This window comes from Pantoea sp. PNT03 (assembly GCF_014852515.1).
Taxonomy (GTDB): Bacteria; Pseudomonadota; Gammaproteobacteria; order Enterobacterales; family Enterobacteriaceae; genus Pantoea; species Pantoea leporis.
Genome location: NZ_JACVBT010000001.1, coordinates 42,548 through 68,512, shown reverse-complemented (window position 1 = coordinate 68,512; position 25,965 = coordinate 42,548). Strand labels below are relative to the sequence as shown.

The 25,965-nt window shown below is 55.4% G+C and carries 24 protein-coding genes; 6 read left to right on the top strand and 18 right to left on the bottom strand.

Features of this window, described 5'->3' with window-relative positions:
• Nucleotides 1-2 precede the first annotated feature (2 nt).
• The 3 genes from qseG to purL form a co-directional block, all read right to left on the bottom strand.
• Nucleotides 3-674 (bottom strand): two-component system QseEF-associated lipoprotein QseG, encoded by a 672-nt coding sequence (qseG, locus tag IB226_RS00335; protein ID WP_192232989.1) that lies wholly within the window; start codon nucleotides 672-674, stop codon nucleotides 3-5.
• A gap of 3 nt (nucleotides 675-677) precedes the next feature.
• Entirely contained in the window at nucleotides 678-2,105 is a 1,428-nt protein-coding gene (locus tag IB226_RS00330; RefSeq protein WP_101763467.1) for a HAMP domain-containing sensor histidine kinase, read from the bottom strand.
• Between the two features lie 611 nt (nucleotides 2,106-2,716).
• Nucleotides 2,717-6,607: a phosphoribosylformylglycinamidine synthase gene (gene purL, locus IB226_RS00325; RefSeq protein WP_192232987.1), complete on the bottom strand. Its 3,891-nt coding sequence runs from the start codon at nucleotides 6,605-6,607 to the stop codon at nucleotides 2,717-2,719.
• A gap of 270 nt (nucleotides 6,608-6,877) precedes the next feature.
• Here purL and mltF point away from each other — a divergent pair, with 270 nt between their 5' ends.
• On the top strand, nucleotides 6,878-8,335 hold the full coding sequence (gene mltF / locus IB226_RS00320) for a membrane-bound lytic murein transglycosylase MltF (protein WP_110868275.1): 1,458 nt from the start codon (nucleotides 6,878-6,880) through the stop codon (nucleotides 8,333-8,335).
• Here mltF and tadA read toward each other — a convergent pair.
• Together tadA and yfhb are read right to left on the bottom strand one after the other, a co-directional pair.
• The gene (gene tadA, locus IB226_RS00315) at nucleotides 8,332-8,826 is read right to left on the bottom strand and encodes a tRNA adenosine(34) deaminase TadA (protein ID WP_137386298.1); all 495 of its coding nucleotides are present in this window, start codon (nucleotides 8,824-8,826) and stop codon (nucleotides 8,332-8,334) included. The genes mltF and tadA overlap by 4 nt on opposite strands.
• 64 nt (nucleotides 8,827-8,890) lie before the next feature.
• Nucleotides 8,891-9,529 carry a phosphatidylglycerophosphatase C gene (gene yfhb / locus IB226_RS00310; RefSeq protein ID WP_192232985.1) on the bottom strand — a complete coding sequence of 213 codons (639 nt, stop codon included), beginning with the start codon at nucleotides 9,527-9,529 and terminating at the stop codon, nucleotides 8,891-8,893.
• Nucleotides 9,530-9,696: 167 nt separating this feature from the next.
• Between yfhb and IB226_RS00305 the strand changes: the two genes are divergently transcribed.
• Entirely contained in the window at nucleotides 9,697-10,536 is an 840-nt protein-coding gene (locus IB226_RS00305) for a MurR/RpiR family transcriptional regulator (protein WP_101763462.1), read from the top strand.
• Nucleotides 10,537-10,591: 55 nt separating this feature from the next.
• The gene (locus IB226_RS00300; RefSeq protein ID WP_192232982.1) at nucleotides 10,592-10,840 is read left to right on the top strand and encodes a YfhL family 4Fe-4S dicluster ferredoxin; all 249 of its coding nucleotides are present in this window, start codon (nucleotides 10,592-10,594) and stop codon (nucleotides 10,838-10,840) included.
• Here IB226_RS00300 and acpS read toward each other — a convergent pair.
• The 11 genes from acpS to rpoE all read right to left on the bottom strand — a co-directional run bounded on the left by acpS (nucleotide 10,837) and on the right by rpoE (nucleotide 20,183).
• Nucleotides 10,837-11,217, bottom strand: a complete 381-nt coding sequence (acpS, locus tag IB226_RS00295; protein ID WP_101763460.1) for a holo-ACP synthase — start codon at nucleotides 11,215-11,217, stop codon at nucleotides 10,837-10,839. The two genes, IB226_RS00300 and acpS, sit on opposite strands and share 4 nt — an antisense overlap.
• On the bottom strand, nucleotides 11,217-11,948 hold the full coding sequence (gene pdxJ / locus IB226_RS00290) for a pyridoxine 5'-phosphate synthase (protein ID WP_007886179.1): 732 nt from the start codon (nucleotides 11,946-11,948) through the stop codon (nucleotides 11,217-11,219). The genes acpS and pdxJ overlap by 1 nt, the downstream gene beginning before the upstream one ends.
• A gap of 70 nt (nucleotides 11,949-12,018) precedes the next feature.
• Entirely contained in the window at nucleotides 12,019-12,747 is a 729-nt protein-coding gene (recO, locus tag IB226_RS00285) for a DNA repair protein RecO (protein ID WP_008101510.1), read from the bottom strand.
• A gap of 3 nt (nucleotides 12,748-12,750) precedes the next feature.
• Nucleotides 12,751-13,656: a GTPase Era gene (gene era, locus IB226_RS00280; protein WP_008101512.1), complete on the bottom strand. Its 906-nt coding sequence runs from the start codon at nucleotides 13,654-13,656 to the stop codon at nucleotides 12,751-12,753.
• 49 nt (nucleotides 13,657-13,705) lie between these two features.
• The gene (gene rnc / locus IB226_RS00275) at nucleotides 13,706-14,386 is read right to left on the bottom strand and encodes a ribonuclease III (protein WP_036620136.1); all 681 of its coding nucleotides are present in this window, start codon (nucleotides 14,384-14,386) and stop codon (nucleotides 13,706-13,708) included.
• Between the two features lie 118 nt (nucleotides 14,387-14,504).
• Nucleotides 14,505-15,476 (bottom strand): signal peptidase I, encoded by a 972-nt coding sequence (lepB, locus tag IB226_RS00270; RefSeq protein WP_101763459.1) that lies wholly within the window; start codon nucleotides 15,474-15,476, stop codon nucleotides 14,505-14,507.
• A 9-nt stretch (nucleotides 15,477-15,485) separates the two neighbouring features.
• Nucleotides 15,486-17,285 (bottom strand): translation elongation factor 4, encoded by a 1,800-nt coding sequence (gene lepA, locus IB226_RS00265; RefSeq protein WP_101763458.1) that lies wholly within the window; start codon nucleotides 17,283-17,285, stop codon nucleotides 15,486-15,488.
• A 218-nt stretch (nucleotides 17,286-17,503) separates the two neighbouring features.
• Nucleotides 17,504-17,968, bottom strand: a complete 465-nt coding sequence (gene rseC / locus IB226_RS00260) for a SoxR-reducing system protein RseC (protein WP_061718009.1) — start codon at nucleotides 17,966-17,968, stop codon at nucleotides 17,504-17,506.
• Entirely contained in the window at nucleotides 17,965-18,921 is a 957-nt protein-coding gene (gene rseB / locus IB226_RS00255) for a sigma-E factor regulatory protein RseB (RefSeq protein ID WP_110868278.1), read from the bottom strand. The genes rseC and rseB overlap by 4 nt, the downstream gene beginning before the upstream one ends.
• Nucleotides 18,921-19,577 (bottom strand): anti-sigma-E factor RseA, encoded by a 657-nt coding sequence (gene rseA / locus IB226_RS00250; protein WP_101763456.1) that lies wholly within the window; start codon nucleotides 19,575-19,577, stop codon nucleotides 18,921-18,923. The genes rseB and rseA overlap by 1 nt, the downstream gene beginning before the upstream one ends.
• 27 nt (nucleotides 19,578-19,604) lie before the next feature.
• Nucleotides 19,605-20,183 (bottom strand): RNA polymerase sigma factor RpoE, encoded by a 579-nt coding sequence (gene rpoE / locus IB226_RS00245; RefSeq protein WP_007886161.1) that lies wholly within the window; start codon nucleotides 20,181-20,183, stop codon nucleotides 19,605-19,607.
• Nucleotides 20,184-20,623: 440 nt separating this feature from the next.
• Here rpoE and nadB point away from each other — a divergent pair, with 440 nt between their 5' ends.
• On the top strand, nucleotides 20,624-22,261 hold the full coding sequence (gene nadB / locus IB226_RS00240) for an L-aspartate oxidase (protein ID WP_192232980.1): 1,638 nt from the start codon (nucleotides 20,624-20,626) through the stop codon (nucleotides 22,259-22,261).
• Here nadB and IB226_RS00235 read toward each other — a convergent pair.
• Complete coding sequence (locus tag IB226_RS00235) at nucleotides 22,227-22,976, bottom strand: tRNA1(Val) (adenine(37)-N6)-methyltransferase (RefSeq protein WP_192232978.1); 750 nt, start codon at nucleotides 22,974-22,976, stop codon at nucleotides 22,227-22,229. The genes nadB and IB226_RS00235 overlap by 35 nt on opposite strands.
• A 141-nt stretch (nucleotides 22,977-23,117) precedes the next feature.
• Between IB226_RS00235 and srmB the strand changes: the two genes are divergently transcribed.
• Nucleotides 23,118-24,446 (top strand): ATP-dependent RNA helicase SrmB, encoded by a 1,329-nt coding sequence (srmB, locus tag IB226_RS00230; RefSeq protein ID WP_137386305.1) that lies wholly within the window; start codon nucleotides 23,118-23,120, stop codon nucleotides 24,444-24,446.
• Nucleotides 24,447-24,633: 187 nt separating this feature from the next.
• Here srmB and grcA read toward each other — a convergent pair whose 3' ends face one another.
• Nucleotides 24,634-25,017, bottom strand: coding sequence for an autonomous glycyl radical cofactor GrcA (gene grcA / locus IB226_RS00225; protein ID WP_192232976.1), 384 nt, complete (start codon nucleotides 25,015-25,017; stop codon nucleotides 24,634-24,636).
• Nucleotides 25,018-25,282: 265 nt separating this feature from the next.
• Between grcA and ung the strand changes: the two genes are divergently transcribed.
• The gene (gene ung, locus IB226_RS00220) at nucleotides 25,283-25,960 is read left to right on the top strand and encodes a uracil-DNA glycosylase (RefSeq protein ID WP_192232974.1); all 678 of its coding nucleotides are present in this window, start codon (nucleotides 25,283-25,285) and stop codon (nucleotides 25,958-25,960) included.
• The last annotated feature ends 5 nt before the right edge of the window (nucleotides 25,961-25,965 follow it).

The following is a 25,965-nucleotide window of genomic DNA, read 5'->3' as shown; positions in this document are numbered from 1 at the left end:
GGTTACTGATCCTCACTTTGCACATCGCTGCCGCCGTGCGATGTGTCGCTGCTATCAGGCGCTTTACGCGACGACAGCTGGCGTTCAATGTCGGTTAAACGCTCTAACTTGCGTTGGGTATCGGCCAGCGACTGACGCATTTTGGTTTGCTGCTGGCGCAGGTTATCCATCTCCGCGTCATTACTCTGCTGCAAAGCGGCGTAGCGTCCGCGCGCTTCGCTCAGCTCCAGTTGGGCCGCCTGATTGCTGCGCCACAGCTGGAGCAGCGGACGCACCGATGCCGGATAAGCCGCGCTGTAACCGTCTAAGGTAGTGACGAAATCACGGCGCTCAACTGGCGTGACGTTACCGTTCGCGAGCAAGATGCCCTGCTTGAAGGCGCGCGCCCAGCCTTGCACCGGCCAACGACGCGCTTCTGCACGCGCTTCGGCCGGCGATAAGCGCTCGGCGCAATCCATGGCGCGCTGCCAATAGAGCGGATTGCCTGCGGCGGCTGGCGTTTCGATTTGCCACACGTTTTGGCAATCGGTCGCCAGATAATCCGGCAGGCGTACCTCCGGTTCAGGGACGCTAACGCCATTATGCTGCATACGATCTTGTGACGGTGCCTGGCAGGCACTGAGGCCGAAAACCAGCACTGCACTGGCCACAAGTTTGAATAGGGTTAGTTTCATTAATCAGGCATTCCCGGCGCTGGTCGTCAGAATGATACGAAAACAGACATCCGCATCCTTGCGCGTTACCAACTGCAGATCGCCGTGCATCCTGCGCAGACAATCTTTGGCGATGCTTAAGCCCAGCCCGCTGCCTTTAACCGGCCCTTTGCGCTGTTGGCTGCCCTGATAAAAGGGCTCAAAAATCATCGCCTGCTCTTCAGCCGGAATCGGTGTGCCGGTGTTTGCCACCTCAATCCATACCTGGTTGCCCTTCTGCTGGCTCTGCAGCCAGATGTTACCGGATTCGCTGCCGTAGTTCACGGCGTTCGAATAGAGGTTATCGATCACCCGCTGCAGCAGCGTCGCTTCCGCCAGACAGTGATGCACTTGCAGATCAACGTGGGTGGTCATCTCACGCGCATTGGCTGGCAACGAGTGCACTTTTACCACCGAATCAATGATCTCATTTAGCGCCACAGGCTTCAGCGCCATCGGTCCATCGGCCAGCTTGCGGTTATAATCGAGCAACTGCTCAATCAGCCGCTGTAAATGACGGCTGCTGGTATCGAGAATCGCCACCACTTCCTGCTGCTCGGCATTCAGTGGTCCAGCGACCTGATCGGCCAGCAGTTCAGTGCCTTCACGCAGGCTGGCAAGCGGCGTTTTCAGCTCATGCGACAGGTGGCGCAAAAATTCGTGGCGCTGCTCTTCCAGCCAGCTTAATCGCTCACTCAGCCAGACAATGCGCTGCCCCAGCGAACGAATCTCACGCGGACCACGGAAACTGCCGCTATCGCCCAGCGCCTTACCTTCGCCCAATCGATTAATCATGCGTTCAACCCGCTTCACCGGACCGATGATCATCCCCGTGAACAGCAAAACCAGCACCAGGCTAATCAGGAACAGAATCAGCGCCTGCCAGCCAAAAAACTGACCGCGATCGGCGATTTCACGCTGCAGCTGTAAGCCGCGCGAAAATACCACTTCACGCGTTGCCTGCACCATTTGCGTGTTGGTATCGGAAAAACGCTCCAGCGCGCTGGCGGCTTGCGCCTCGGGATTGCCGTTATCGCACTGCAGTTGCTGCAGCGACGGCAAGGTGGTTTGCAGCACTTTGAAGGAAGGCAGATCGGGCAAACTGGCGGCGTGACTGCTGAGCATTTGGCCGTAGCGCGTCCACTGCGTTTGATACAGCTTCGCCAGCGACGCATCGCCGAGCACGCAATATTGGCGGTAGCTGCGCTCCAGCTCCAGCGCGGTACGCGCCATCGCTTCGCTGCGACGCACATCGGTAAAGGTATTGCGGTTGGTATCCGCCGCCTGGTTGCTTAACGCCGAAAGACTTTCCCACGCTTGCCACGCCAGCACCAGTAACGGCAGCAGTACCAGCAGGAAAGCCATTAACACTAACTGCCGCAGGGATCGGGGAAACAGACGCCATTTCATCACAACCGCGCTTCCTTAAATGTGAGCTGCAGGCATGCTAGCGAAGTATCAAAACGGAAGAAAGGCCAGATATGAAAACGGCAGGCCTTTTGGCCTGCCGTGAGAGCGACGCCGCAGCTTCGCTTGCAAAATAGGTGGAGCCTAACTCAACGTTGCGCCCGATGTTTGATAACGTTGCAAAGCAAACGATTATCGGTGAGGTGGACGACAGGCTCCGTTTGGTGCGTCATTCGGTTTTTATGAGCTCAGCCGCTGAAGCGGGGCAATCATAAACAGGTGAATGAGCCACGTAGAGATTATAGCAAGTATCGTGCCAATAAATAAATAGCGTTTATTATCAGAGAAATGCCTGAGATGAAGCGCTCTCCCAGAGAAAAGCGGACCGGACGGTCTGTGAAAAGTGTCGCTGATTAGCAACGTGTTTGTCGTGGTAATTTACTGGCTATATAAATCAATCAGTTAAATGTCACCTTTTGACGACAACGTATTGGCGGGATTGTCGTTATTTTCCGACAGTTTGAAGATTATGCGGATTTCAGTAAGGTCGCCATGAATGGTGGACCTGCAAAACGCGCAGAATAAAAAAGGCCGCTATTTAGCGGCCTTTGTTTTGCTTATCCCAACTGCTTACGCGCGTTGCGGAAGATACGCATCCACGGGCTGTCTTCGCCCCACTCTGCCGGATGCCAGGAGTTGCTCACGGTACGGAATACACGCTCTGGGTGCGGCATCATAATGGTGACGCGTCCGCTCTCGTTGGTTACCGCAGTGATGCCGTTAGGCGATCCGTTCGGGTTAGCCGGATAGCTTTCTGTCACTTTGCCGAAGTTATCGACGAAGCGCAGCGCCACCAAACCTTTGCTCTCCAGCTGTGCCAGATGCGCGCCGTCACGCACTTCGACAAAACCTTCACCGTGCGATACGGCGATTGGCATATGCGATCCGACCATGCCATCCAGCAGCAGCGATGGGCTCGCCGCCACTTCAACCAGGCTGAAACGCGCTTCGAAACGCTCGGACTGGTTGCGTACAAAGCGTGGCCACAGCTCGCTTCCTGGAATCAGCTCGCGCAGGTTCGACATCATCTGACAACCGTTACACACGCCAAGTGCCAGTGTTTGTGGACGATGGAAGAAGTTTTCGAACTCATCACGCACGCGGCCGTTGAACAGGATGGATTTCGCCCAGCCTTCACCCGCGCCCAGCACGTCACCGTACGAGAAGCCACCGCAGGCGACCAGCGCCTGGAACTCTTCCAGACCGCGACGGCCCGCCAGCAGATCGCTCATGTGCACGTCAACTGCAGTAAAGCCCGCACGATGGAAGGCGGCGGCCATCTCTACGTGTGAGTTAACGCCCTGCTCACGCAGCACTGCCACACGCGGACGTGCGCCCGTCGCAATCATCGGTGCCGCAACATCTTCTTCTGGTTTGAAGGTCAGATGGACGTTCAGACCTGGGTCGTTATCGTCTTTCTTCGCTTCATGCTCCTGATCGGCACAGGCTGGGTTATCACGCAGACGCTGCATCTGCCAGGTGGTTTCTGCCCACCAGGTACGCAGCGTGCTACGGCTTTCGCTGTACACCGCGCTGTCGCCAGAGCGGATCACGAAGCGATCGCCTGGCAGGGCTTTACCAATCACGTGCAGGTTAGCGCTCAGACCGTGGTCAGCGAACACCTTCTCGACGGCTGCACGATCCGCTGCGTTGATCTGCAGCACCGCGCCCAGCTCTTCGGTGAACAATGCGGCTAACGCATCGCTGCCCAACGCGGCAATATCGGCTTCGATACCGCAGTGACCGGTGAAGGCCATCTCCGCCAGCGTGACCAGCAGGCCGCCGTCAGAACGGTCGTGGTAAGCCAGCAGTTTCTGCTCGGCCACCAGCGCCTGAATGGCGTTGAAGAAGCCCGCCAGCTGCGTAGCATCACGCACGTCGGCAGGCTTGTCGCCCAGCTGACGATAAACCTGTGAAAGCGCAGTCGCGCCAAGGGTGTTCGCGCCGTTGCCGAGATCCACCAGCAGCAGCAGGTTGTCTTGATCCGCCTGCAACTGCGGCGTCACGGTGCGACGCACATCTTCCACGCGCGCAAAGGCGGTGATCACCAGCGACAGCGGCGAGGTCATTTCGCGCTGCTCAGTACCTTGCTGCCAGCGGGTTTTCATCGACATCGAGTCTTTGCCCACCGGAATGGTGATACCCAGCGCGGGACACAACTCTTCGCCGACCGCTTTAACCGCCGCGTACAAGCCCGCGTCTTCGCCTGGATGACCGGCGGCGGCCATCCAGTTCGCAGAGAGCTTAACGCGCTGTAGCGAACCAATGGAGGTTGCGGCGATGTTGGTCAGCGCTTCACCGACGGCGAGGCGACCTGAAGCCGCGAAGTCGAGCAATGCGACGGGTGCACGTTCACCAAGCGAGAATGCTTCACCGTGATAGCTATCGAGGCTGGCGGTGGTGACGGCGCAGTTCGCGACCGGAATCTGCCACGGTCCTACCATCTGATCGCGCGCCACCATGCCGGTTACGCTGCGGTCACCAATGGTGATCAGGAAGGTTTTTTCCGCCACGGTCGGCAGGTGCAGCACGCGATTCACCGCATCCGCTACGCTAATCCCGTCACGCTGCAGCGCTTCGCCGTTGGCCTGCTGGCTGGCAACATCACGCGTCATCTTCGGTGTTTTGCCCAGCAGTACGTCGAGAGGCATGTCGATTGGCTTGTTGTCGAAATGGCTGTCGGCGAGGTTCAGATGCAGCTCTTCGGTGGCTTCACCGATGACCGCATAAGGCGCGCGTTCACGCTGACACAGCTCGTCAAACAGCGCCAGTTTCTCCGGCGCGACCGCCAGCACATAACGTTCCTGCGACTCGTTACACCATACTTCCAGCGGACTCATGCCTGGCTCATCGCTGAGGATGTCGCGCAGGTTGAAGTTACCGCCACGATTACCGTCGCTCACCAGCTCAGGCATGGCGTTCGAAAGGCCGCCCGCGCCGACGTCGTGGATGAACAGAATCGGGTTGGCTTCGCCCAGCTGCCAGCAGCGGTCAATCACTTCCTGGCAACGACGTTCCATCTCTGGGTTGTCGCGCTGTACTGACGCAAAGTCGAGATCGGCATCCGATTGGCCTGATGCCATTGACGATGCCGCGCCGCCGCCCAGACCGATGTTCATAGCCGGGCCCCCCAGCACGATCAGCTTGGCGCCGACCACGATCTCGCCTTTCTGCACGTGATCGGCACGGATGTTACCGATGCCGCCCGCCAGCATGATGGGTTTGTGATAGCCGCGCAGCTCCACGCCATTGTGGCTGTTAACGCGCTCTTCATAGGTACGGAAGTAGCCGTTCAGGGCTGGACGACCAAATTCGTTGTTGAACGCCGCGCCGCCCAATGGACCTTCGGTCATGATATCCAGCGCGGTGACGATGCGATCCGGCTTACCGAAATCCTCTTCCCACGGCTGTTCAAAGCCCGGAATACGCAGGTTCGATACCGAGAAACCGACCAGACCGGCTTTGGGCTTCGCGCCACGTCCGGTTGCGCCTTCGTCACGAATTTCGCCACCAGAACCGGTCGCGGCACCCGGCCATGGTGAAATGGCGGTTGGGTGGTTATGGGTTTCAACTTTCATCAGGATATGTGCGGCTTCCTGATGGAATTCATATTCGCCCTTCTGCGCATCGGCGTAGAAGCGGCCAACCTCAGAACCTTCCATTACCGCAGCGTTGTCTTTATAGGCAGACAGCACGTGCTCAGGATTATGTTCAAAGGTGTTTTTAATCATTTTAAACAGCGACTTTGGCTGCTTTTCGCCGTCGATAATCCAGTCGGCATTGAAGATCTTGTGACGACAGTGCTCGGAGTTTGCCTGCGCAAACATGTAGAGCTCGATGTCGTTTGGATTGCGGCCCAGCTTAGTAAAGGCATCAAGCAGGTAATCGATCTCATCATCAGCCAGCGCCAGACCCAGCGTGGTGTTGGCCTGCTCCAGCGCGCTGCGGCCTGCGCCCAGCACGTCAACGCTTTTCAGCGGCTGCGGCTGATGGTGAGCAAACAGCTGCTGCGCATCGTTGAGATCAGCGAACACCGTTTCCATCATGCGGTCATGCAACAGGCTCGCCAGCTGCTGCCACTGTGCTTCCGTGAGCTCAGGTGCCTGCACATAGAAGGCCATACCGCGCTCAAGACGCAAGACCTGTGGCAGATCGCAGTTATGGGCGATGTCGGTGGCTTTCGATGACCACGGTGAGATGGTGCCGGGACGCGGCGTTACCAGCAACAGACGCCCTTGTGGCGCATGTTCGGCGAGAGAAGGACCGTATTTCAGCAGGCGTTGCAGGCGGGCTTGCTCATCCGCGCTGAGCGGTGCACTAACATCGGCAAAATGGACGTACTCGGCGTAAATATCACTCACCGGAAGGTGAGCGTCCTGAAAGCGGGTCAGCAGTTTGTTTACACGAAATGCCGACAGAGCGGGCGAACCACGCAGAATTTCCATCATTAAAGATCTCTCGTCTTTGAAGTGCCGGGCGACGCTTCATTGGGCGCAACAGGGGAAAACGGGCGGTATTATAGAGAAACAGCTCGGGTTACGAAACCGTTTGCGCATAAATTCTGGCACCTGGCGTTTGGCTGAATTTTGCACAATTCTTGCTATAAAAGTTGCCCTGCCCCTTTTTGTTGCGCAAAATGCCCCTCGCTCTGGGAGTTAAAACAACATAAATACTGCCTTTAAAAGACAGAGGCCTGTGAGCCATTACGAGACAACTATTTGAAACGCCTAAAAATAAACTATCTGTTTATCGGTCTGATCACCGTGCTTCTTGCGCTAGCATTGTGGCCTTCAATCCCGTGGTACGGGGGCGGAACAGACGCGCTATCACAGATCAAATCACGCGGAGTGCTGCGCATCAGTACCGTTAACTCTCCGCTGACTTACTACACCATTAACAATGCACCAGCCGGTATGGATTACGAGCTGGCGAAGCGCTTCGCCGATTACCTTGGCGTGAAACTGGAAGTTGAGGTGCGTCCTAATCTCGGCGATCTGTTTGACGACCTCGATGACGGTAAAGCGGATTTGCTGGCCGCCGGCTTGATCTACAACAGCGAGCGCCTCGCGCACTACCAAAGTGGCCCGAGCTACTATTCGGTGTCGCAGCAGCTGGTGTACCGCATTGATAAGCCTCGCCCTAAGAATCTCGGCGATCTCAAAGGCCGCCTGATTGTGCAGTCCGGTTCGGCATATCTGTCAACTTTACGTTCCGCCAAAGCTGACAGCTATCCCGATCTCGACTGGGCGATCTCCACCGATCAGGGCCAGAAAGCGCTGCTTGAAGCGGTTGCTGACGGCAAACTCGATTACACGGTGGGCGATTCGGTCACCATCGGCCTGCTGCAGCGCATTCATCCGCAGCTGGCGGTGGCGTTTGATGTGACCGACGAAGAGCCGGTCACCTGGTATTTACCGCGCAATGAAGACGACAGCCTGAGTGCGGCGATGCTCGACTTCTACAGCCAGATGGGCGAGGAAGGCACGATGGCGCGGCTGGAAGAGAAGTATCTCGGCCACGTTGGCACCTTCGATTACGTTGATACCCGCACCTTCCTGCGCGCCATTGATAACACTTTGCCGGATATCAAACCGCTGTTTGAGAAATATTCCGCCAGCATGGATTGGCGTTTACTGGCGGCAATATCTTATCAGGAGTCGCACTGGAATCCGCAGGCCACATCGCCAACCGGCGTGCGCGGCATGATGATGTTGACGCGTAATACCGCCGACAGCCTTGACGTTAACGATCGCCTCGATCCCGAACAGAGCATTCGCGGCGGCAGCGAATATCTCAAGCGCATGATGGAGAAAGTCCCGGAAACGATTCCTGAAGATGAACGTATCTGGTTCGCGCTGGCGGCATATAACATGGGTTACGCGCACATGCTGGACGTACGCAAGCTGACGGCGAAACAGGGCGGCAATCCCGACAGCTGGGCCGATGTGAAGCTGCGTTTGCCGATGTTGAGCCAGAAGCGCTATTACACGCAAACCACCTACGGCTACGCGCGCGGCCACGAAGCTTATAACTACGTGGAGAATATCCGTAAATATCAGATCAGTTTGGTGGGATATTTGCAGGAACAGGAGAAGCGTTTAGCTCAGCAGTCGGCACTGGAAGCGGAGTTAGGCGCCGGTTACCCGGCGGTCGAACCGAAAATTGCCATGAATTAACCGGTGCGCTGCGCCTGACGCAGCGCCTTCTTCTGTTCGCGACGCATGCGGAAAAAGTCACTCAGCATCCCGGCACACTCTTCCGCCAGCACACCGCAATCAATCTGAATTTGATGATTCATGCCGGGATGACCAATCACATCCAGCAGTGAACCGGCCGCGCCGGTTTTATCATCTTTAGCGCCGTACACCAGCCGCGTGATGCGACCGTGCACCATCGCACCGGCGCACATCACGCAGGGTTCCAGCGTGACATATAGCGTGGTATCCAGCAGACGATAGTTTTCCAGTACTTTGCCGCCCTGACGCAGCGCCATGATCTCGGCATGTGCGGTAGGATCGTGCTGGCCAATCGGCCGGTTCCAGCCCTCGCCAATCACCTTGTCGCCCTGCACCAGCACCGCACCAACCGGCACTTCGCCCTGCTCCCACGCGCGCTTCGCCAGTTCCAGCGCATAACGCATCCAATATTCATCAGTTTGTGGGTTCACCGGGCAACTCCTGCGGGCAATAAAGGCGGCGCATTATAGCGATGCTGCTGCCGGAATCGAAGCGTTATTCCAGTTGTTGCAGCTCACCGCGCGGCGTGACGCGCCAGCGGTGCTGACAGAAGAACAGCAGCGGGTTGTCCTGTTTGCTGTCGCTGTAGCCGCTATACAGTTGCAGCGGCGTGCCGATTTTCTCCTCCAGCTGTGCCACCTTTTCATGGCCGAGGCAGCGCATCGACAGCAAACGTCCGCCGCGGCCCGGTTTCATCTGGCTGGCAATCAGCTGTACGCGCGGCAGGAAGGCCGAGTCGAAATAGACTTGCTCCACCAGCGACTGCGGCGAACCGGTAATCAGCCAGACATCGGCATCGCTGCTGCTGAGATAGTCGGTGAGCCGCTGCTGCACCACCGGAAACGCAGTAACACGCTGGCGGAACCACTCAGCGAATTCCGCCTCACGCTGGCGCAGACGTTTTTCGCTGTGGCCAAAGGTAATCGCCCACAGTAACAAACTCATTGGCCAGCGTGCGGCGCGCCCTTTGATCAGCATGCCAAGACCAATCACCGGTAACAGCGGTACCACCAGCAGCAGATTGATCGGCTGACGTCGCAGCAGATAGCGCATAAAGGTGCCAAACATGTCTTGCTGATGCAGCGTGCCATCGAGATCGAAAAATACCACGCGTCGTTGTGTACCCTTTGTCAAACAGCACTCCTTCTCTATCCTTCGTGGTTTCTGCACTACAGTGTAGCCAGCTTCGGCGTTCAGGGCGAAAGCTGCTATTTTTAATTCCAGTGACTACAATGCCATTTGAATAGTTTATTCTTCGCGTTTACGCGCTGTTTGCGGATAAAGGAATTAAGGATCGAACCATGAGTTCATTGCTGCGCATTCGTCAGCTCTACCCTCGACTGGCGCTAAATGAGCGCCGGCTGGCGGATTTTTTGCTGTCGCAGCCGGATCGTGCACGGCATCTCAGTTCACAAAAACTCGCCGAGGAATCGGGCGTTAGCCAGTCCAGCGTGGTGAAGTTTGCCCAGAAGCTGGGCTACAAAGGGTTTCCAGCGCTGAAGCTGGCGCTGAGCGAATCGATGGCCGATCGCGATGCGATTACCGTGCATAACCATATTCTCAGCGACGATCCGCTGAAAGTGGTCGGCGAAAAGCTGCTGACCGAAAAGATCTCGGCGATCCGCGCCACGCTGGATATCAATAGCGAAGAGAAGCTGCTGCAAACCTTGCAGCTGCTGAAAAATGCCAATCGTATTTTGCTGGTTGGCATCGGCGCGTCCGGTTTAGTGGCGAAAGATTTTTCGTGGAAGCTGATGAAGATCGGCATCAATGCAGTGGCGGAGCAGGATATGCACGCTTTGCTCGCCAGCGTGCAAGCGATGGCGCCGGGCGATGTGCTGCTGGCGATCTCCTATACTGGCGAACGTCGCGAAATCAATCTGGCGGCGCAGGAAGCGGCGCAGGTCGGTGCCGATGTGCTGGCCTTTACCGGCTTTACGCCGAATGCTCTGCAGCAGTGCGCCACGGTTTGCCTCTACACCGTGGCGGAAGAGCAGAGCACGCGCAGTGCGGCGATCTCGTCGACCAGCGCGCAGCTGGCGTTGACCGATCTGCTGTTTATGGCGCTGGTACAAAACGATCCTGAACGCGCCTCCAGCCACATTCGCCACAGCGAAGCGTTGGTGAAAAAGCTGGTCTGATGAGATCAGGCGCGTATAATACCCGCGCCTTTTCTGCTGTTATTGGACTTCTGCCATGGCCTTGCTCATCACCACAAAATGCATCAATTGCGATATGTGCGAACCTGAATGCCCAAACCAGGCAATCAGCTTAGGCGACGCGATCTATGAAATTGATGTCGACCGCTGCACCGAGTGCGTGGGCCATTATGATATGCCGACCTGCCAAAGCGTCTGTCCGATTGATAACACCATCATTACCGATCCACAGCACCCGGAAAGCCGCGAGGCGCTGTGGGAGAAGTTCGTGGTGTTGCACCCTTAGTTCTCGATAATCACCGTTGCGCAGGCGTAATGGCGTTCATCCGCTAACGTCACATGCACATGCTTCACGCCGAGCTGGCTGGCAATCACCCTGGCCTGCTCAAAGAAACGTAATCCCGGTTTGCCCAGCGCATCGTTGTACACTTCGAACTGATTGAAGGCCAGGCCACCGCGAATGCCGGTGCCAAACGCTTTCGCTGCCGCCTCTTTCACCGCAAAACGCTTAGCCAGAAAGCGCACCGGTTGCTGGTGCGCCTGATATTGCTGCCACTCGGCTTCGCTTAATACGCGACGCGCCAGACGGTCGCCGGAGCGCTCAATGACGCCAGCAATGCGCTCGATCTCTACGATATCGCTGCCGAGCCCGAGAATCGCCATTAGCGACGCGCTTCCCGCATCAGCTGCTTCATTTCGCTGACCGCATCGGCCAAACCGCTGAACAGCGCGCGACCAATAATCGCATGGCCAATATTCAGCTCGTGCATTTCCGGCAATTCAGCAATCGGCTGCACATTGTGGTAAGTCAAACCGTGGCCGGCATTGACTTTCAGGCCCAGACTGGCGGCGAAAGTCGCGGCTTTGCGGATGCGCGACAGCTCAGCCTGGCGCGCGAGACCTTCGGGCGCTTCGGCATAGGCACCGGTGTGAATTTCGATATAAGGCGCGCCGCTGGCAACCGCCGCTTCAATCTGGCGGTGATCGGCATCGATAAACAGTGACACCAGAATGCCGGCGTCGCTTAACAGGCGCACCGCAGCATTGATTTTATCCTGCTGACCCGCCACATCCAGCCCGCCTTCGGTGGTCACTTCCTGACGCTTTTCCGGCACCAGACAAACGAAGTGCGGCTTGATTTCGCAGGCAATGTCGATCATCTCGTCCGTTACCGCCATCTCCAGATTCATGCGCGTCTGGATGGTGTCACGCAAAATGCGTACATCGCGATCGGTGATGTGACGGCGATCCTCACGCAGATGCACGGTAATGCCGTCAGCGCCGGCCTGCTCAGCAACAAACGCGGCCTGCACCGGATCGGGATAGTTTGTACCACGTGCGTTACGTACGGTGGCAATGTGGTCAATGTTGACGCCTAACAGCAACTCAGCCATGACAATCCTTAAATGTGTTCAGTGTGTTTGCAGTGTACCGCGCTGAATATATCAGGCGGTACGACCAGCGCTAGTCGTTTGCCACATCGGGTTTCTTTTTTGGCACAAACTGGCGAAACAGTTCCTGACTCTTCAGCGGTTTGCCGCCAAGATAGGGCTTCAGCGCCATGCGCGTAAAGCGTTTAGCGGCGCGCAGGGTATCAGCATCGGGAAATTCGCGCTCCCACAACGCACGCAGCTGGCGGCCGGTAAAGCTGCGTTGATTGACCACCAAACTGGCAATAAAACCCTTCTCTTCGCGGTAGCTGTAGGTCATGCCATCGGCCACCTCTTCGCCGCTGCCGGCACAGTGCAGAAAATCCACGCCGTAACCGAGATGCCCGAGCAGCGCCAGCTCAAAGCGGCGCAGCGCCGGTTCAGGCGAGCCGTTGCCTGCCGCCAGCGTTTGGATGCAATTCAGGTAATCAAAGAACATATCAGAGAAGGGAATTTGCTGCTCCAGCACGCGCGACAGCAGCTCGTTGACGTAGAGCCCACAATAGAGCGTAATGCCGCTGAGCGGCAATGCCAGCGAAACGGCTTCGGCATTGCGCAGCGTTTTGACATCACCGCGTCCACCCCAGCGCACCAGCAGTGGCGTAAAGGGTTGCAGTGCACCTTTTAGTTGGGAGCGGCGCGAGCGGGCGCCTTTGGCAAGGACGCGGACGCGCCCTTCGCTTTCGCTGAACAGATCGAGGAGTAGGCTGGTTTCGCTGTAAGGGCGACTATGCAGCACAAAGGCGCGTTGCCAGCCTTCCATTACTTAACCTTCGTCAGAGTAACCTAAGCTGCGCAGCGCACGTTCATCGTCCGCCCAGCCCGATTTCACTTTAACCCACAGTTCGAGATGCACTTTCGCTTCAAACATCTCTTCCATGTCTTTACGCGATTCAATGCCGATGGTTTTGATCTTGGCGCCTTTATTACCGATGACCATTTTCTTCTGGCCTTCGCGCTCAACAAGGATCAGGCCATTGATGTCGTAGCCGCCGCGATCGTTCGAAACAAACTGCTCAATTTCTACGGTAACGGAGTAAGGCAGTTCTGCACCCAGGAAGCGCATTAACTTTTCACGGATGATCTCAGACGCCATAAAGCGCTGCGAGCGGTCGGTGACATAATCTTCCGGGAAATGATGCTCAGATTTTGGCAGGCATTTGCGCGCAATCGCCGCAATCGCGTCGACATTTTTGCCGCTTTCCGCTGAGATAGGAACGATTTCAAGGAAGTTCATCTGCTGGCTAAGGAACTGCAGATGCGGTAACAGAATGCTCTTATCCTGGATGTTGTCGACTTTATTGATCGCCAATACCACCGGAACTTTGTTATCACGCAGCTTGTTGAGCACCATCTCGTCGTCTGGTGTCCAGCGCGTGCCTTCAACCACAAAGATCACCAGCTCAACGTCACCAATGGAGCTGCTGGCGGCACGGTTCATCAGGCGGTTGATCGCCCGTTTCTCTTCCATGTGCAGCCCTGGCGTATCCACGTAGATCGCCTGATAAGCGCCTTCGGTATGGATGCCCATAATACGGTGACGCGTGGTTTGCGGCTTGCGTGACGTGATCGACACTTTCTGCCCCAGCAACTGGTTCAGCAAAGTGGATTTACCGACGTTTGGTCGGCCTACAATCGCGACAAAGCCGCTATATGTTTCGAGTTCGCTCATTCGAGTCCTGACTTGGGCAGCGCCGCTTTCGACGCTGCAATGTGACTATTTATTCGAGGCCAAGCTTAATTAACGCCTGTTCGGCGGCTGCTTGCTCGGCTTTACGGCGGCTGGAGCCAATGCCCACCACCGGTTCTGCCATGCCACTCACCTGACAGTGAATGGTGAATTCCTGATCGTGGGCTTCGCCACGCACCTGCACCACCAAATACGACGGCAGCGGCAGATGACGTCCCTGCAAATACTCCTGCAGGCGCGTTTTCGGATCTTTTTGCTTATCGCCCGGACTGATCTGTTCCAGTCGTGAGTGATACCAGTCGAGAATTAACTTTTCGACGGTTTGAATGCTGCTATCGAGGAAGATGCCGCCAATTAAGGCTTCAACGGTATCCGCGAGGATCGATTCACGACGGAAACCGCCGCTTTTCAGCTCGCCCGGACCGAGGCGTAAACATTCGCCAAGGTCGAACTCTCGCGCCATCTCTGCCAGCGTATTGCCGCGCACCAGCGTGGCACGCATACGGCTCATGTCGCCTTCATCCACACGCGGGAAGCGGTGATAGAGCGCATTGGCAATCACGTAGCTGAGAATAGAATCGCCAAGAAATTCAAGACGTTCATTGTGTTTGCTACTGGCGCTACGATGCGTCAGTGCCTGCTGCAATAAATCCGGATGAGTAAAAGTGTAGCCCAGTTTGCGCTGCAGCTTGTTAATGACGATGGGGTTCATGCTATTCCAGTTGTTCTGTGCGCCTATCACTGCATACGAAACAGGGCTGAGGTTCCAACCTGTTCTGTTTCGTGTGCACTGGCCTCCCGAAAGAGAGGCCAACCTTTTTTGAAGCTAATTAGTGAATCCCACCAATGCGGCTAAAGCGCACGCCGGTCGGCCACTGTCCTTCTTGTTTCTCGAAGCTCATCCAGATGGCCACCGCTTTGCCGACCAGATTCTTCTCGGGCACAAAGCCCCAGTAGCGGCTGTCGGCGCTGTTATCGCGGTTATCACCCATCATGAAATATTGCCCTTGCGGCACAATCCAGGTCGATTGCGGCTGGCCCGGCTGCTGATAATACATGCTTGCCTGGCTTTGCGCTTCGTTTACCAGCAAGATATCGTGCGTTACGTTGCCCAATGTCTCTTTGCGGGTGCCGAGACGCAGGCCGCCCTTCATGGTTTCGCCCTGCGGCGCCTGGAAGAAGCCGTTGCCGGTTTCATTGCCATCAAAGCCGCTGAAGGTTTGAATGAAGTTGCTTGGCTCAACGTTAGTGTAAGTCACTGGCAGCGCCGTGTCGCAACTGCCGCTGCTGCAACCCGGATTGATGGTCAGGGTTTTGCTGTAAGGATCAAACACCACTTTATCGCCCGGCAAGCCAATCACGCGCTTGATGTAGTCCACGCTGGGATCTTTCGGGTATTTGAATACCGCGACATCACCGCGCTGCGGATGGCCAGTTGGTATCAGTGTGGTTTGGGTAATCGGATCTTTAATACCGTAAGCAAACTTCTCCACGAGGATGAAGTCGCCAATCAGCAGCGTTGGCATCATTGAGCCCGAGGGAATCTGGAACGGCTCAAAAATAAACGAACGCACGATCAACACCACCGCCAGCACCGGGAACACCGATGCGGTGGTTTCAACCCAACCCGGCTGCGCGGCTACTTTCGCCAGCGTTTTACTGTCGAGTGCGTTGCCGGCCTGCGCTTGCGCGGCAGCCTGCTTCGCACGACGCGCCGGTGCCCATTTAAAGCGATCGATACACCAGATAACGCCAGTGATCAGCGTTGCGATCACTAAAACCAGGGCGAACATGTTAGCCATTAAAAATCCTTATTTGCTGTCTTTACCGACATGCAGAATGGCAAGGAATGCTTCCTGCGGCAGCTCAACGTTGCCGACCTGCTTCATTCGCTTCTTACCGTCTTTCTGCTTCTGCAACAGTTTCTTCTTACGGCTCACGTCACCGCCATAGCATTTCGCCAGGACGTTTTTACGCAGCTGTTTTACCGTTGAGCGAGCGATAATGTGGTTGCCGATTGCCGCCTGAATCGCAATATCGAACTGCTGACGTGGGATCAGATCTTTCATCTTCTCCACCAGGTCGCGGCCACGATATTGTGAGTTATCACGGTGAGTAATCAGCGCCAGCGCATCAACACGTTCTGAGTTAATCATCACGTCGACACGCACCATGTCAGAGGTCTGGAAACGTTTGAAGTTGTAATCCAGCGAAGCATAACCGCGCGAGGTTGATTTCAGACGGTCGAAGAAGTCAAGAACCACTTCCGCCATCGGAATCTCATACGTCAGCGCAACCTGCTTGCCGTGGTAAACCATGTTGGTTTGCACGCCACGTTTTTCAATACACAGCGTAATGACGTTGCCGAGGAACTCCTGCGGCAGCAGCATGTGACACTCAGCAATCGGCTCACGCAGCTCGGCAATATTATTCAGCGGTGGCAGCTTCGACGGGCTATCAACATAGATAGTTTCACCGTCGGTGGTTTCCACTTCATACACTACGGTTGGTGCAGTGGTGATCAGATCCAGATCGTATTCACGCTCCAGACGTTCCTGAATGATCTCCATGTGCAGCAGACCAAGGAAGCCGATGCGGAAACCGAAGCCCAGCGCCGTTGAGCTCTCTGGCTCGTAGAACAGTGACGCATCGTTCAGGCTCAATTTGCCCAGCGCATCACGGAACGCTTCATAGTCGTCAGAACTGATTGGGAACAGACCGGCGTAAACCTGTGGCTTCACTTTCTTGAAGCCAGGCAACACTTTCTCCGCCGGATTGCGCTGCAAGGTTAGCGTATCGCCCACCGGTGCGCCGAGGATGTCTTTAATCGCACACACCAGCCAGCCTACTTCACCGCAGTTCAGCTCGTTGCGATCAACACGCTTCGGCGTGAAGATGCCGAGACGGTCAGCGTTGTAGCTTTGACCGGAGCTCATGACTTTAACTTTGTCACCTTTACGCAGCGTGCCGTTCTTAATACGAATCAGCGATACCACGCCAAGGTAGTTATCGAACCAGGAATCGATGATCAGCGCCTGCAGCGGGCCTTCCGGATCGCCTTCTGGCGGCGGGATGTCACGCACCAGACGTTCCAGCACGTCGGGCACGCCGACGCCGGTTTTCGCCGAGCAACGCACCGCATCGGTGGCGTCAATGCCGACGATATCTTCAATCTCTTCCGCTACGCGCTCTGGATCGGCGGCAGGCAGGTCGATTTTGTTCAGTACCGGTACCACTTCCAGATCCATTTCCATTGCGGTGTAGCAGTTTGCCAGCGTCTGAGCTTCAACGCCCTGCCCTGCATCGACCACCAGCAATGCTCCTTCACACGCCGCTAGCGAGCGGGAAACTTCATACGAGAAGTCAACGTGACCGGGAGTATCGATAAAATTGAGCTGGTAAGTTTCACCGTCCTGCGCTTTGTAATCGAGCGTCACGCTCTGCGCTTTAATGGTAATGCCGCGCTCGCGTTCCAGATCCATGGAATCCAGAACCTGCGCCGCCATCTCACGATCGCTCAGGCCACCACAAATTTGAATCAAACGGTCCGAGAGCGTTGATTTGCCGTGGTCAATGTGAGCGATGATGGAGAAATTTCGTATGTGCTTCATTTATATGAATATCTTCACGTAGAAAATCAGTGGGAAACTTGAGCACGAACACATTCAGGAAAGTGAGCTTAACCCGGAACCCTGTCGGCCTCATTAATGACGACGCATATTACACTGTTAACGCCGCGCGTTAAAGAATGGAACTGTGGGGAATCGCAACAGATTTCAGCGGTTAAGCTGATTGGGAAAGGCCGCATCAAACGCGGCCTGGACGGGGATCAAGCTTCGCTTTCCACGCGCAACGCATCAGGCGGTAACGCAACGCTGAGAATCACCGGCTGGAAAGCCTCGCGATCGCCGAAGAGTTTGGATACCCCTTTCGCCACGATAAAGCCGCCAATGCCGCCCAACAGCGCGCCACAGGCCGCAGCCAGATCGCTGGCGAACAGCATCTGGAAGATGCCAGCCACTAAAAACAGGCCAAACAGCGGCGTCATGTAAACCAGCAAGGCAGAGCCCAGCAGGCTGCTTTCGCGGATGCCTAACTCAATGCGCTGGCCGGGTTGCAACGGCTCCGCGCTGGCGATAGTCATCACGTGGGCATTTTTCGGCCCCAGCTGATTAAGCGCATGGCTGCCGCAGCCTTTACGCGCCGAGCAGCTGTTACAAGACGTTTTCGCTTCCGTGTGCAGAGTGGCAATGCCTTCTTTCCACGCCACCACGGTGGCCCATTCTTTCATCATTTTGGTGAACCCGAATCTATGCTGTCCGCAATACGTTTGGCAGTGGCTGGCGGTAACTCGCCCACCACCGTGATTTCGTTATTATTGCGCACTTCTGTCTGCACCGTGCGACGTCCAGTGCGCAATGCCTGCACGCTGCTGCTTTTATCTGCTGGCGTAACATTAATGGCAAAGCTAAACAGGCCATCGCTGTACAGGCGCGATTCGACAGTTTTGTTCATCGACGGAATATCGCGGCGACTTTGTGAGATCAGTTTCATGCCCGCCGGAAGCCAGTTTGGCTGCCAGCTGAGTTCCACTTTGTCACCGGCCGGTAACGACAGCGATGGCGGCAAGTTGGCCTTCTCCAGCCCTTGCATCAGATTGCGTACGCCTTCATCGACGGCAAAGCTGATGACGCGGAACTGTTCCAGCGTTTCACCGTCACGATCAAGCAGATCGATGCGCAGCGGCAATTTAGTGTCCACATCCAGCCACACGACATAGCTGTAACGCGTGCCATCACGTGACACGATGCGCACCACTTCGCACATCTGATCAGCCATGCGCGAACGGCCCACCGGAATGAAATCGTAGGCCTCACCCAAACGGGAGAAGTCGGCAAACATCAAACCAGGTAACGCATCGATGATGTGATTGCCCGGCAGCGAGAAGGGATCTAATCCCGGCTCGAAATAGCTGATGTCGTTTCCGCGCTGAATCACTTCACGGCGCGGTCCGTCCATCTGCAACAGTTGGGCGAAGATACGATTGTCGATAACCGCGTGACGATAACGCAGAGATTCAATGCCGAGACGCGAGACATTGATGTAGGCAAATTCGTAGTTGAGGTTCTGGCTTGCCTGCTCCATCTGTTGCAACAACGCCCCGGACGCAGAGGTCTGCGCCGAGGCGATAGATGAGCAAAACAGGCTGCCTGCCAGCAGGCTAACGGCACACCAAAGCTGCTTCATTACTGCTGCTGAGTTCCTAACGACTGATTTCCGGGAACATTAGCCTGAGCCTGTTGCGGATCGTTTTTCTCAAACTGAACCTGATCGGCATGCAGACGACGTTGCAGTTCATAATCCTGCAGCATGGCATTCACGCGACGACGCTGTTCCTGCACCTGCTGATTAGAGCTGTTGGTGTCGAAGGCTTCAGAAGGCACGCCTAAGCTGACCGGCGACGCTTTACCCATCATCGGCAAGGTGTTGAATGCCGGTGAATCGGACGCTTCAGTCGCGCTGCCGGTTGGAGAGCTGTTGTAGTGCTGAACACCGACAATCACCGCCAGTGAGACGCACGCAGCCACACCAACTTGCGTCAGCTGTGCCGCCCAACTGCCACCACGACGCCAGAACGGCATCTTCTCGTAGCGTGATGGTTCAGGCTGCGCTTCAGGGATCAGCGAAGTGACTTTGCGTGCCGGCTCGTTTTCGATGGCCGCCGCCACACGTGCGGAGATATCAAAATGCAGCACTTCTCCGATATCACCGCGTAAGGTGTCGCGAATGAGATGGTAGCTTTCCCAGCTGTGCTGAAGATCCGCATCCTTCGACAACGATGCCAACAGCTCGTTATCTAAAGTTTCACCATCCATTAAAGCGGAAAGTTTTTCTTTCTGCATGCCTTGGTACCCTTCCAGTAGCCGTTATCACTGACGTTGGATAAGCGGTTGAACTTTATTATCAATAGCCTCTCGTGCACGGAAGATACGCGAACGTACGGTACCGACCGGACAATCCATGATGACGGCAATCTCTTCGTAACTCAGACCATCCAATTCCCTGAGGGTAATGGCCATACGAAGATCTTCGGGAAGCGCCTCAATGGTACGAAAGACGATTTGTTTCAGTTCTTCAGACAACATTAAGTTCTCAGGGTTCGAAATTTCTTTCAGTGCACCCGCACTTTCGAAATTTTCCGCATCGATAGCATCCACATCACTGGATGGCGGACGTCGCCCCTGAGCAACCAGATAATTTTTCGCTGTGTTTACCGCGATGCGGTACAGCCATGTATAAAAGGCGCTGTCGCCACGGAACGATTCCAGTGCGCGATACGCTTTAATAAACGATTCCTGAACCACATCAGGCACATCGCCTGACGGAACATAGCGTGAAACCAGGCTCGCCACTTTATGCTGGTATCGAATCACCAGTAAATTAAAGGACTTTTGATCTCCCTTCTGAACCCGCTCAACGAGAACCTGATCCGTTAACTGCTCGCTCATCCGAGGTAATATCTCCCCAAAACTTTTTTATGCGTAAGTGAACTGCCAGCACATCTCATTATTCTGAGCAAGCATGCGCTTAGAGTGGCCCTTTGGCCCGAAGTTCACTACGACCAGAATTTTCCGTATCGGAACCACGACATCATTGTTGTTGATTGTCTTTCAGTGTAGCGACTTGCCACGCTGGTGGTGTCTTTTGCGGCACCGATAATCGCTGGCAGAGTACCTTATGACGCCGTCATTTTCACCTTTATTCCCTGAATTTTCAGAGTGTTTGATATAAAAAACACATTGTGCTCAATTTCAGAGTTAACTCACTGAATTCACGCTACTATCTCTACCCGCTGAATAATTTTTCCGCGCAGTTGGTTCAAAATACTTCACAGCACCCCCATCACGGCTTATGCTCAAGCCACCTTTTGTTTAGTAAATTAAACATCATGACTTCTCTCCCGGAATATCAGTGTGATGTCCTCATCGTCGGCAGCGGTGCGGCAGGTTTATCGTTAGCGCTGCGCTTAGCGCCGCATTATCAGGTTACCGTGCTGAGTAAAGCGCAGGTGAATGAGGGCTCAACGCTGTATGCGCAGGGCGGGATTGCGGCGGTGTTTGATGAAACGGACAGCATCGAATCACACGTTGAAGACACGCTGGTTGCGGGTGCCGGCTTGTGCGACCGCGATACGGTGAGCTTTATCGCCAGCAACGCGCGTCACTGCGTGCAGTGGCTGATTGATAACGGCGTCGCCTTCGATAAAGAGCCGCAGGCTGAGGGTGAAGCGCGTTACCACCTCACGCGCGAAGGCGGGCACAGCCATCGCCGCATTCTGCATAGCGCCGATGCCACTGGCCGCGCGGTGGAAACCACGCTGGTAAGCCAGGCGCTGAGCCATCCTAACATCCGAATTATTGAACGCACCAATGCGGTGGATTTGATCCTTTCCGATAAGCTTGGCCTGCCCGGCAAGCGCCGCGTAGTTGGCGCGTGGATCTGGAACCGTAAACGTGAACAGGTGGAAACCTGCCGCGCGCGCGCCGTGGTGTTAGCCACCGGCGGCGCAGCAAAAGTCTATCAGTACACCACCAATCCGGACGTGGCCTCTGGCGATGGCATTGCCATGGCGTGGCGCGCCGGTTGCCGCGTAGCGAACCTCGAATTTAATCAATTCCATCCCACCTGTTTATTCCATCCACAAGCGCAAAATTTCCTGCTGACTGAAGCGCTGCGCGGTGAAGGTGCCTGGCTGTTGCGTCCTGACGGCACTCGCTTTATGCCTGACTTTGATGAGCGTGCCGAGCTGGCACCGCGCGATATTGTGGCGCGCGCCATTGACCATGAGATGAAACGGCTGGGCGTCGATTGCATGTATCTCGACATTAGCCACCAGCCGGAAAGCTTTGTGCGCGCGCACTTCCCGATGATTTACGAAAAATTGCTGACCTTTGGCCTCGATCTTACTAAACAGTTGATTCCGATTGTGCCAGCCGCGCATTACACTTGCGGCGGCGTGATGGTCGATCAGCAAGGCCGTACAGATGTTGACGGACTGTATGCGATTGGCGAAGTGAGTTACACCGGCTTACATGGCGCAAACCGCATGGCGTCCAACTCCCTGCTGGAGTGCCTGGTTTACGGTTGGTCTGCGGCTGAAGATATGATCGCCCGCTTGCCGGACATCGCGGCGGTAGAACATCTGCCCGCGTGGGATGAAAGCCGCGTTGATGATGCCGATGAGCGCGTAGTGATCCAGCATAACTGGCATGAACTGCGATTGTTCATGTGGGATTACATGGGAATTGTGCGTACTACCAAACGTCTGGAGCGCGCGCTGCGGCGTATTAATTTGCTGCAACAGGAGATTGACGAGTACTACGCGCACTTCCGCCTCTCTAACAATCTGCTCGAGCTGCGCAATCTGGTACAGGTCGCCGAACTGATGGTGCGCTGTGCGCTGGAGCGCAAGGAGAGCCGAGGGCTGCACTTTACCCTCGACAATCCCGATCTGCTGGATGAAGCGTTACCGACCATCCTGCAGCCCGAAGCTAACGGAACAGGTAAAAGTCTTTCACCAGGCTAAGCCAGTCGGCTGAATAGCTTTTATCTTCATCACGAATGGCGAGACGTTCCAGCAAGGTTTCGCCGGCGGAGGGAGAAAAGCCTAACACCACGCGATTCGGCGGGCGCTGCGCATAGGCGGCGACATCGTAGCGATAACGCAAATGCCAGCCATCCGCCAGCGCCAGTGAAATCAATGCTTCGCCAGCTTCAGCCGGCAGCACCACGCAAAATAGCCCTTCTTCTTCAATCAACTGGGCGGCACAACGCAGCAGCGTCAGATGGTCGAGCGTAGCGGTGCTGCGTGCGGTATCACGCGCGACACTGCCGGTTGCCATACCGGGCGCAAAAAAAGGCGGATTACTGACGATGAGCGAAAAGCGTTTTTCACACTGTTCGCTCCAGCGGACAATATCCTGATGGTGGACGTGGATGCGATCCGCCCACGGCGAAGCCTGCATATTTTCCTGCGCCTGCTGCGCTGCGCTGGCTTCCAGTTCGACGGCATCAATCTCTACCGAATTGGGCGTACGTTGCGCCAGCATCAGCGCAATCAAACCACTGCCGCAGCCAATATCGAGGATGCGACGCGCGCCGGCTACTGGCGCCCAGGCCCCGATTAACACGCCATCGGTGCCGACTTTCATCGCACAGCGATCGTGCGCCACGAAAAATTGCTTAAAGGTAAAACCGTCTTTTCTTAACGTCGGCCGCGCGTGCGGCTGGTCCTGAGACATACTTCACTACCATTGAATTTTTTACTGCCGGAAGTGTAACGTGGTGGCGATGGGAATTCACCTGCGCCGGTAATACCTACACAAACAGATGAAGATTATATTCGTTCTGTCTATAATCAGCGCCCCAAACTGAGGTAGACCATGACCGTAACCACATTCTCCGAACTCGAACTCGACGAAAGCCTGCTACAAGCTTTGCAGGAAAAAGGCTTCACTCGCCCTACTGTTATTCAGGCCGAGACCATTCCTGCCGCGCTGGAAGGCCGTGACGTTCTGGGTTCGGCTCCAACCGGGACGGGGAAAACTGCAGCGTTTTTGCTGCCCGCTTTACAGCATTTGCTCGATTTCCCGCGCAAGAAATCAGGCCCACCACGCATTCTGATCATCACCCCAACGCGCGAACTGGCGATGCAGGTTGCCGATCACGCGCGCGAGTTGGCTAAACACACGCATCTGGATATCGCCACCATCACCGGGGGCGTGGCGTATATGAACCATGCCGAAGTATTCAGCGAAAACCAGGACATCGTCGTCGCGACCACCGGCCGTTTGCTGCAGTACATCAAAGAAGAGAACTTTGACTGCCGCGCCGTAGAAACGCTGATTCTCGATGAAGCTGACCGCATGCTCGATATGGGCTTTGCGCAGGACATCGAGACCATCGCCGCAGAAACCCGCTGGCGCAAACAGACGCTGCTGTTCTCGGCGACGCTGGAAGGTGAGCACATCAAAGACTTCGCCGAGCGTTTGCTCAACGAGCCTGTGTTTATTGAGGCCGACCCAAGCAAAAGCGAACGCAAAAAAATCCAGCAATGGTATTACCGCGCCGATAATTTAGAGCATAAGAATAAGCTGCTGATTCACCTGTTGAAACAGCCAGATGCCACGCGCGTCATTGTATTTGTGCGCAAACGTGAGCGCCTGCATGAGCTGGTTACCTGGCTTCATGAAGCGGGCATCCGCACCAGCTATCTCGAAGGCGAAATGGTGCAGGTCAACCGTAACGAAGCCATCAAGCGTATGAATGATGGCCGCGTAAAGGTGATGATTGCCACCGACGTTGCTGCGCGCGGTATCGACATCGACGATATCTCGCACGTGATTAACTACGATTTGCCGCGCACCGCAGATACCTATCTGCACCGTATCGGTCGTACCGCGCGTGCGGGCCGTAAAGGTACCGCGATCTCGCTGGTTGAAGCGCACGATCACGTGCTGCTGGGCAAAATCACCCGTTACATCAACGAGCCGTTAAAAGCGCGTGTGATTGATGAGCTGCGTCCAGAAAGCCGTGCGCCAAGTGCTAAAGTGACGGGAAAACCGTCGAAAAAAGCACTTGCGAAGCGTCAAGAGCGTAAAGAGAAAGAACAAGAGAAACCGCGCGTCAAGCAACGTCATCGCGACACCAAAAATGTGGGTAAACGCCGCAAACCAAGCGGTAGCGATGCACCAAAGTCTGGTGCGGAATAAAACAGCACTCGCTGTAATTAATCGCCTCTTTTGAGGCGATTTTTTTGTTTTAAGCGTAGCGAAAACGCGCTTTCGCTATCATCCGCCCTGAAGAACCGTTCTTTTAAACTCGCCAGATAAAAAAAAGCCGCGCCAATCAACATTGGCGCGGCTTGTATTGCTGTGTGTCTTATCGTCAGCGCTGCAATTACAGGCTTTCGGTGAATGTACGTGTAATCACGTCACGCTGCTGCTCTGGCGTCAGCGCGTTAAAGCGCACGGCATAGCCGGATACGCGAATGGTCAACTGCGGATATTTTTCCGGATGATTGACGGCATCTTCCAGCGTTTCGCGGCGCAGCACGTTAACGTTCAGGTGCTGACCACCTTCGATGCGCACCTGCGGTTTCTGCTCAAGTGGAATTTCACGGTAATCGATTTCGCCGAGATCGCTGATAGCAACAATCTGATCTTCTGCGAAATCCCCTTTGGCGCACAGGCAGCGCGCTTCGGCTTTATCATCGTCCAGCAGCCAGAATGAGTTCAACAGCTGTGGATTATTTGCCTGAGTAATTTGAATACCGGTAATCATAGTAGGTCTCCAGGGCTTTACGCTGTCGCAACTGGGCAGCGAGGTTCATAAGGTTTTGGAATGCTGTGGTATATCACTGCGGGAAATGCGCCGTTTTGACCTGTATCAATTTCGTCCAGTCACGATTACACGCTGAAAACCTAACAAATTGATTCATAACAACTTCGCTAATTAAAATTTTACGTAAATATTCAAATTATTTTTACCCTTCTGCTGTTGAGTCCGACACGTTAAGCTAGGCGCACTATTTTGCAGGGAGTCAACGATGGCTGAGAAGCTGACCTGGCACGACGTGCTGGCTGAAGAGAAAGAGAAACCTTACTTCGTGGAAACGCTGAAAGCGGTGGCCAATGAACGCGCTGCCGGCGTAACGGTGTATCCGCCGCAGAAGGATGTGTTTAATGCCTTTCGGCTGACCGAACTGGGCGATATCAAAGTGGTGATTTTGGGGCAGGACCCCTATCACGGGCCGAATCAGGCGCATGGTCTGGCTTTTTCCGTTCTGCCCGGCGTGGCGATCCCGCCGTCATTACTAAATATGTACAAAGAGCTGGAGCAGGATGTACCCGGCTTTGTGCGTCCTACACACGGTTTTCTTGAAAGCTGGGCAACACAAGGCGTGATGCTGTTGAACACCGTGTTAACGGTGGAAGCCAGTAAGGCGCATTCGCACGCGCGCTTTGGCTGGGAAACCTTTACCGATAACGTCATCAGCGCCATCAATCAGCATCGCGAAGGGGTAATTTTCTTGCTGTGGGGTTCGCATGCGCAGAAGAAAGGCAGCATCATTGATACGCAGCGTCATCATGTATTGAAAGCGCCGCACCCTTCTCCGCTCTCCGCGCATCGTGGCTTTTTTGGCAGTAAACACTTCTCGCAGGCGAATGCGCTGCTGAGCCAATCGGGCCAGTCACCAATTGACTGGATGCCGGTGTTGCCATAATAAAC

Excerpts from the sequence above, each read along its gene's own strand:
- qseG (WP_192232989.1), bottom strand. The coding sequence starts at position 674 with ATGAAACTAACCCTATTCAAACTTGTGGCCAGTGCAGTGCTGGTTTTC.
- purL (WP_192232987.1), bottom strand. The coding sequence starts at position 6,607 with ATGATGGAAATTCTGCGTGGTTCGCCCGCTCTGTCGGCATTTCGTGTA.
- IB226_RS00305 (WP_101763462.1), top strand. The coding sequence starts at position 9,697 with ATGAGTTCATTGCTGCGCATTCGTCAGCTCTACCCTCGACTGGCGCTA.
- IB226_RS00300 (WP_192232982.1), top strand. The coding sequence starts at position 10,592 with ATGGCCTTGCTCATCACCACAAAATGCATCAATTGCGATATGTGCGAA.
- acpS (WP_101763460.1), bottom strand. The coding sequence starts at position 11,217 with ATGGCGATTCTCGGGCTCGGCAGCGATATCGTAGAGATCGAGCGCATT.
- pdxJ (WP_007886179.1), bottom strand. The coding sequence starts at position 11,948 with ATGGCTGAGTTGCTGTTAGGCGTCAACATTGACCACATTGCCACCGTA.
- recO (WP_008101510.1), bottom strand. The coding sequence starts at position 12,747 with ATGGAAGGCTGGCAACGCGCCTTTGTGCTGCATAGTCGCCCTTACAGC.
- era (WP_008101512.1), bottom strand. The coding sequence starts at position 13,656 with ATGAGCGAACTCGAAACATATAGCGGCTTTGTCGCGATTGTAGGCCGA.
- rnc (WP_036620136.1), bottom strand. The coding sequence starts at position 14,386 with ATGAACCCCATCGTCATTAACAAGCTGCAGCGCAAACTGGGCTACACT.
- lepB (WP_101763459.1), bottom strand. The coding sequence starts at position 15,476 with ATGGCTAACATGTTCGCCCTGGTTTTAGTGATCGCAACGCTGATCACT.
- lepA (WP_101763458.1), bottom strand. The coding sequence starts at position 17,285 with ATGAAGCACATACGAAATTTCTCCATCATCGCTCACATTGACCACGGC.
- rseC (WP_061718009.1), bottom strand. The coding sequence starts at position 17,968 with ATGATGAAAGAATGGGCCACCGTGGTGGCGTGGAAAGAAGGCATTGCC.
- rseB (WP_110868278.1), bottom strand. The coding sequence starts at position 18,921 with ATGAAGCAGCTTTGGTGTGCCGTTAGCCTGCTGGCAGGCAGCCTGTTT.
- rseA (WP_101763456.1), bottom strand. The coding sequence starts at position 19,577 with ATGCAGAAAGAAAAACTTTCCGCTTTAATGGATGGTGAAACTTTAGAT.
- rpoE (WP_007886161.1), bottom strand. The coding sequence starts at position 20,183 with ATGAGCGAGCAGTTAACGGATCAGGTTCTCGTTGAGCGGGTTCAGAAG.
- nadB (WP_192232980.1), top strand. The coding sequence starts at position 20,624 with ATGACTTCTCTCCCGGAATATCAGTGTGATGTCCTCATCGTCGGCAGC.
- IB226_RS00235 (WP_192232978.1), bottom strand. The coding sequence starts at position 22,976 with ATGTCTCAGGACCAGCCGCACGCGCGGCCGACGTTAAGAAAAGACGGT.
- srmB (WP_137386305.1), top strand. The coding sequence starts at position 23,118 with ATGACCGTAACCACATTCTCCGAACTCGAACTCGACGAAAGCCTGCTA.
- grcA (WP_192232976.1), bottom strand. The coding sequence starts at position 25,017 with ATGATTACCGGTATTCAAATTACTCAGGCAAATAATCCACAGCTGTTG.
- ung (WP_192232974.1), top strand. The coding sequence starts at position 25,283 with ATGGCTGAGAAGCTGACCTGGCACGACGTGCTGGCTGAAGAGAAAGAG.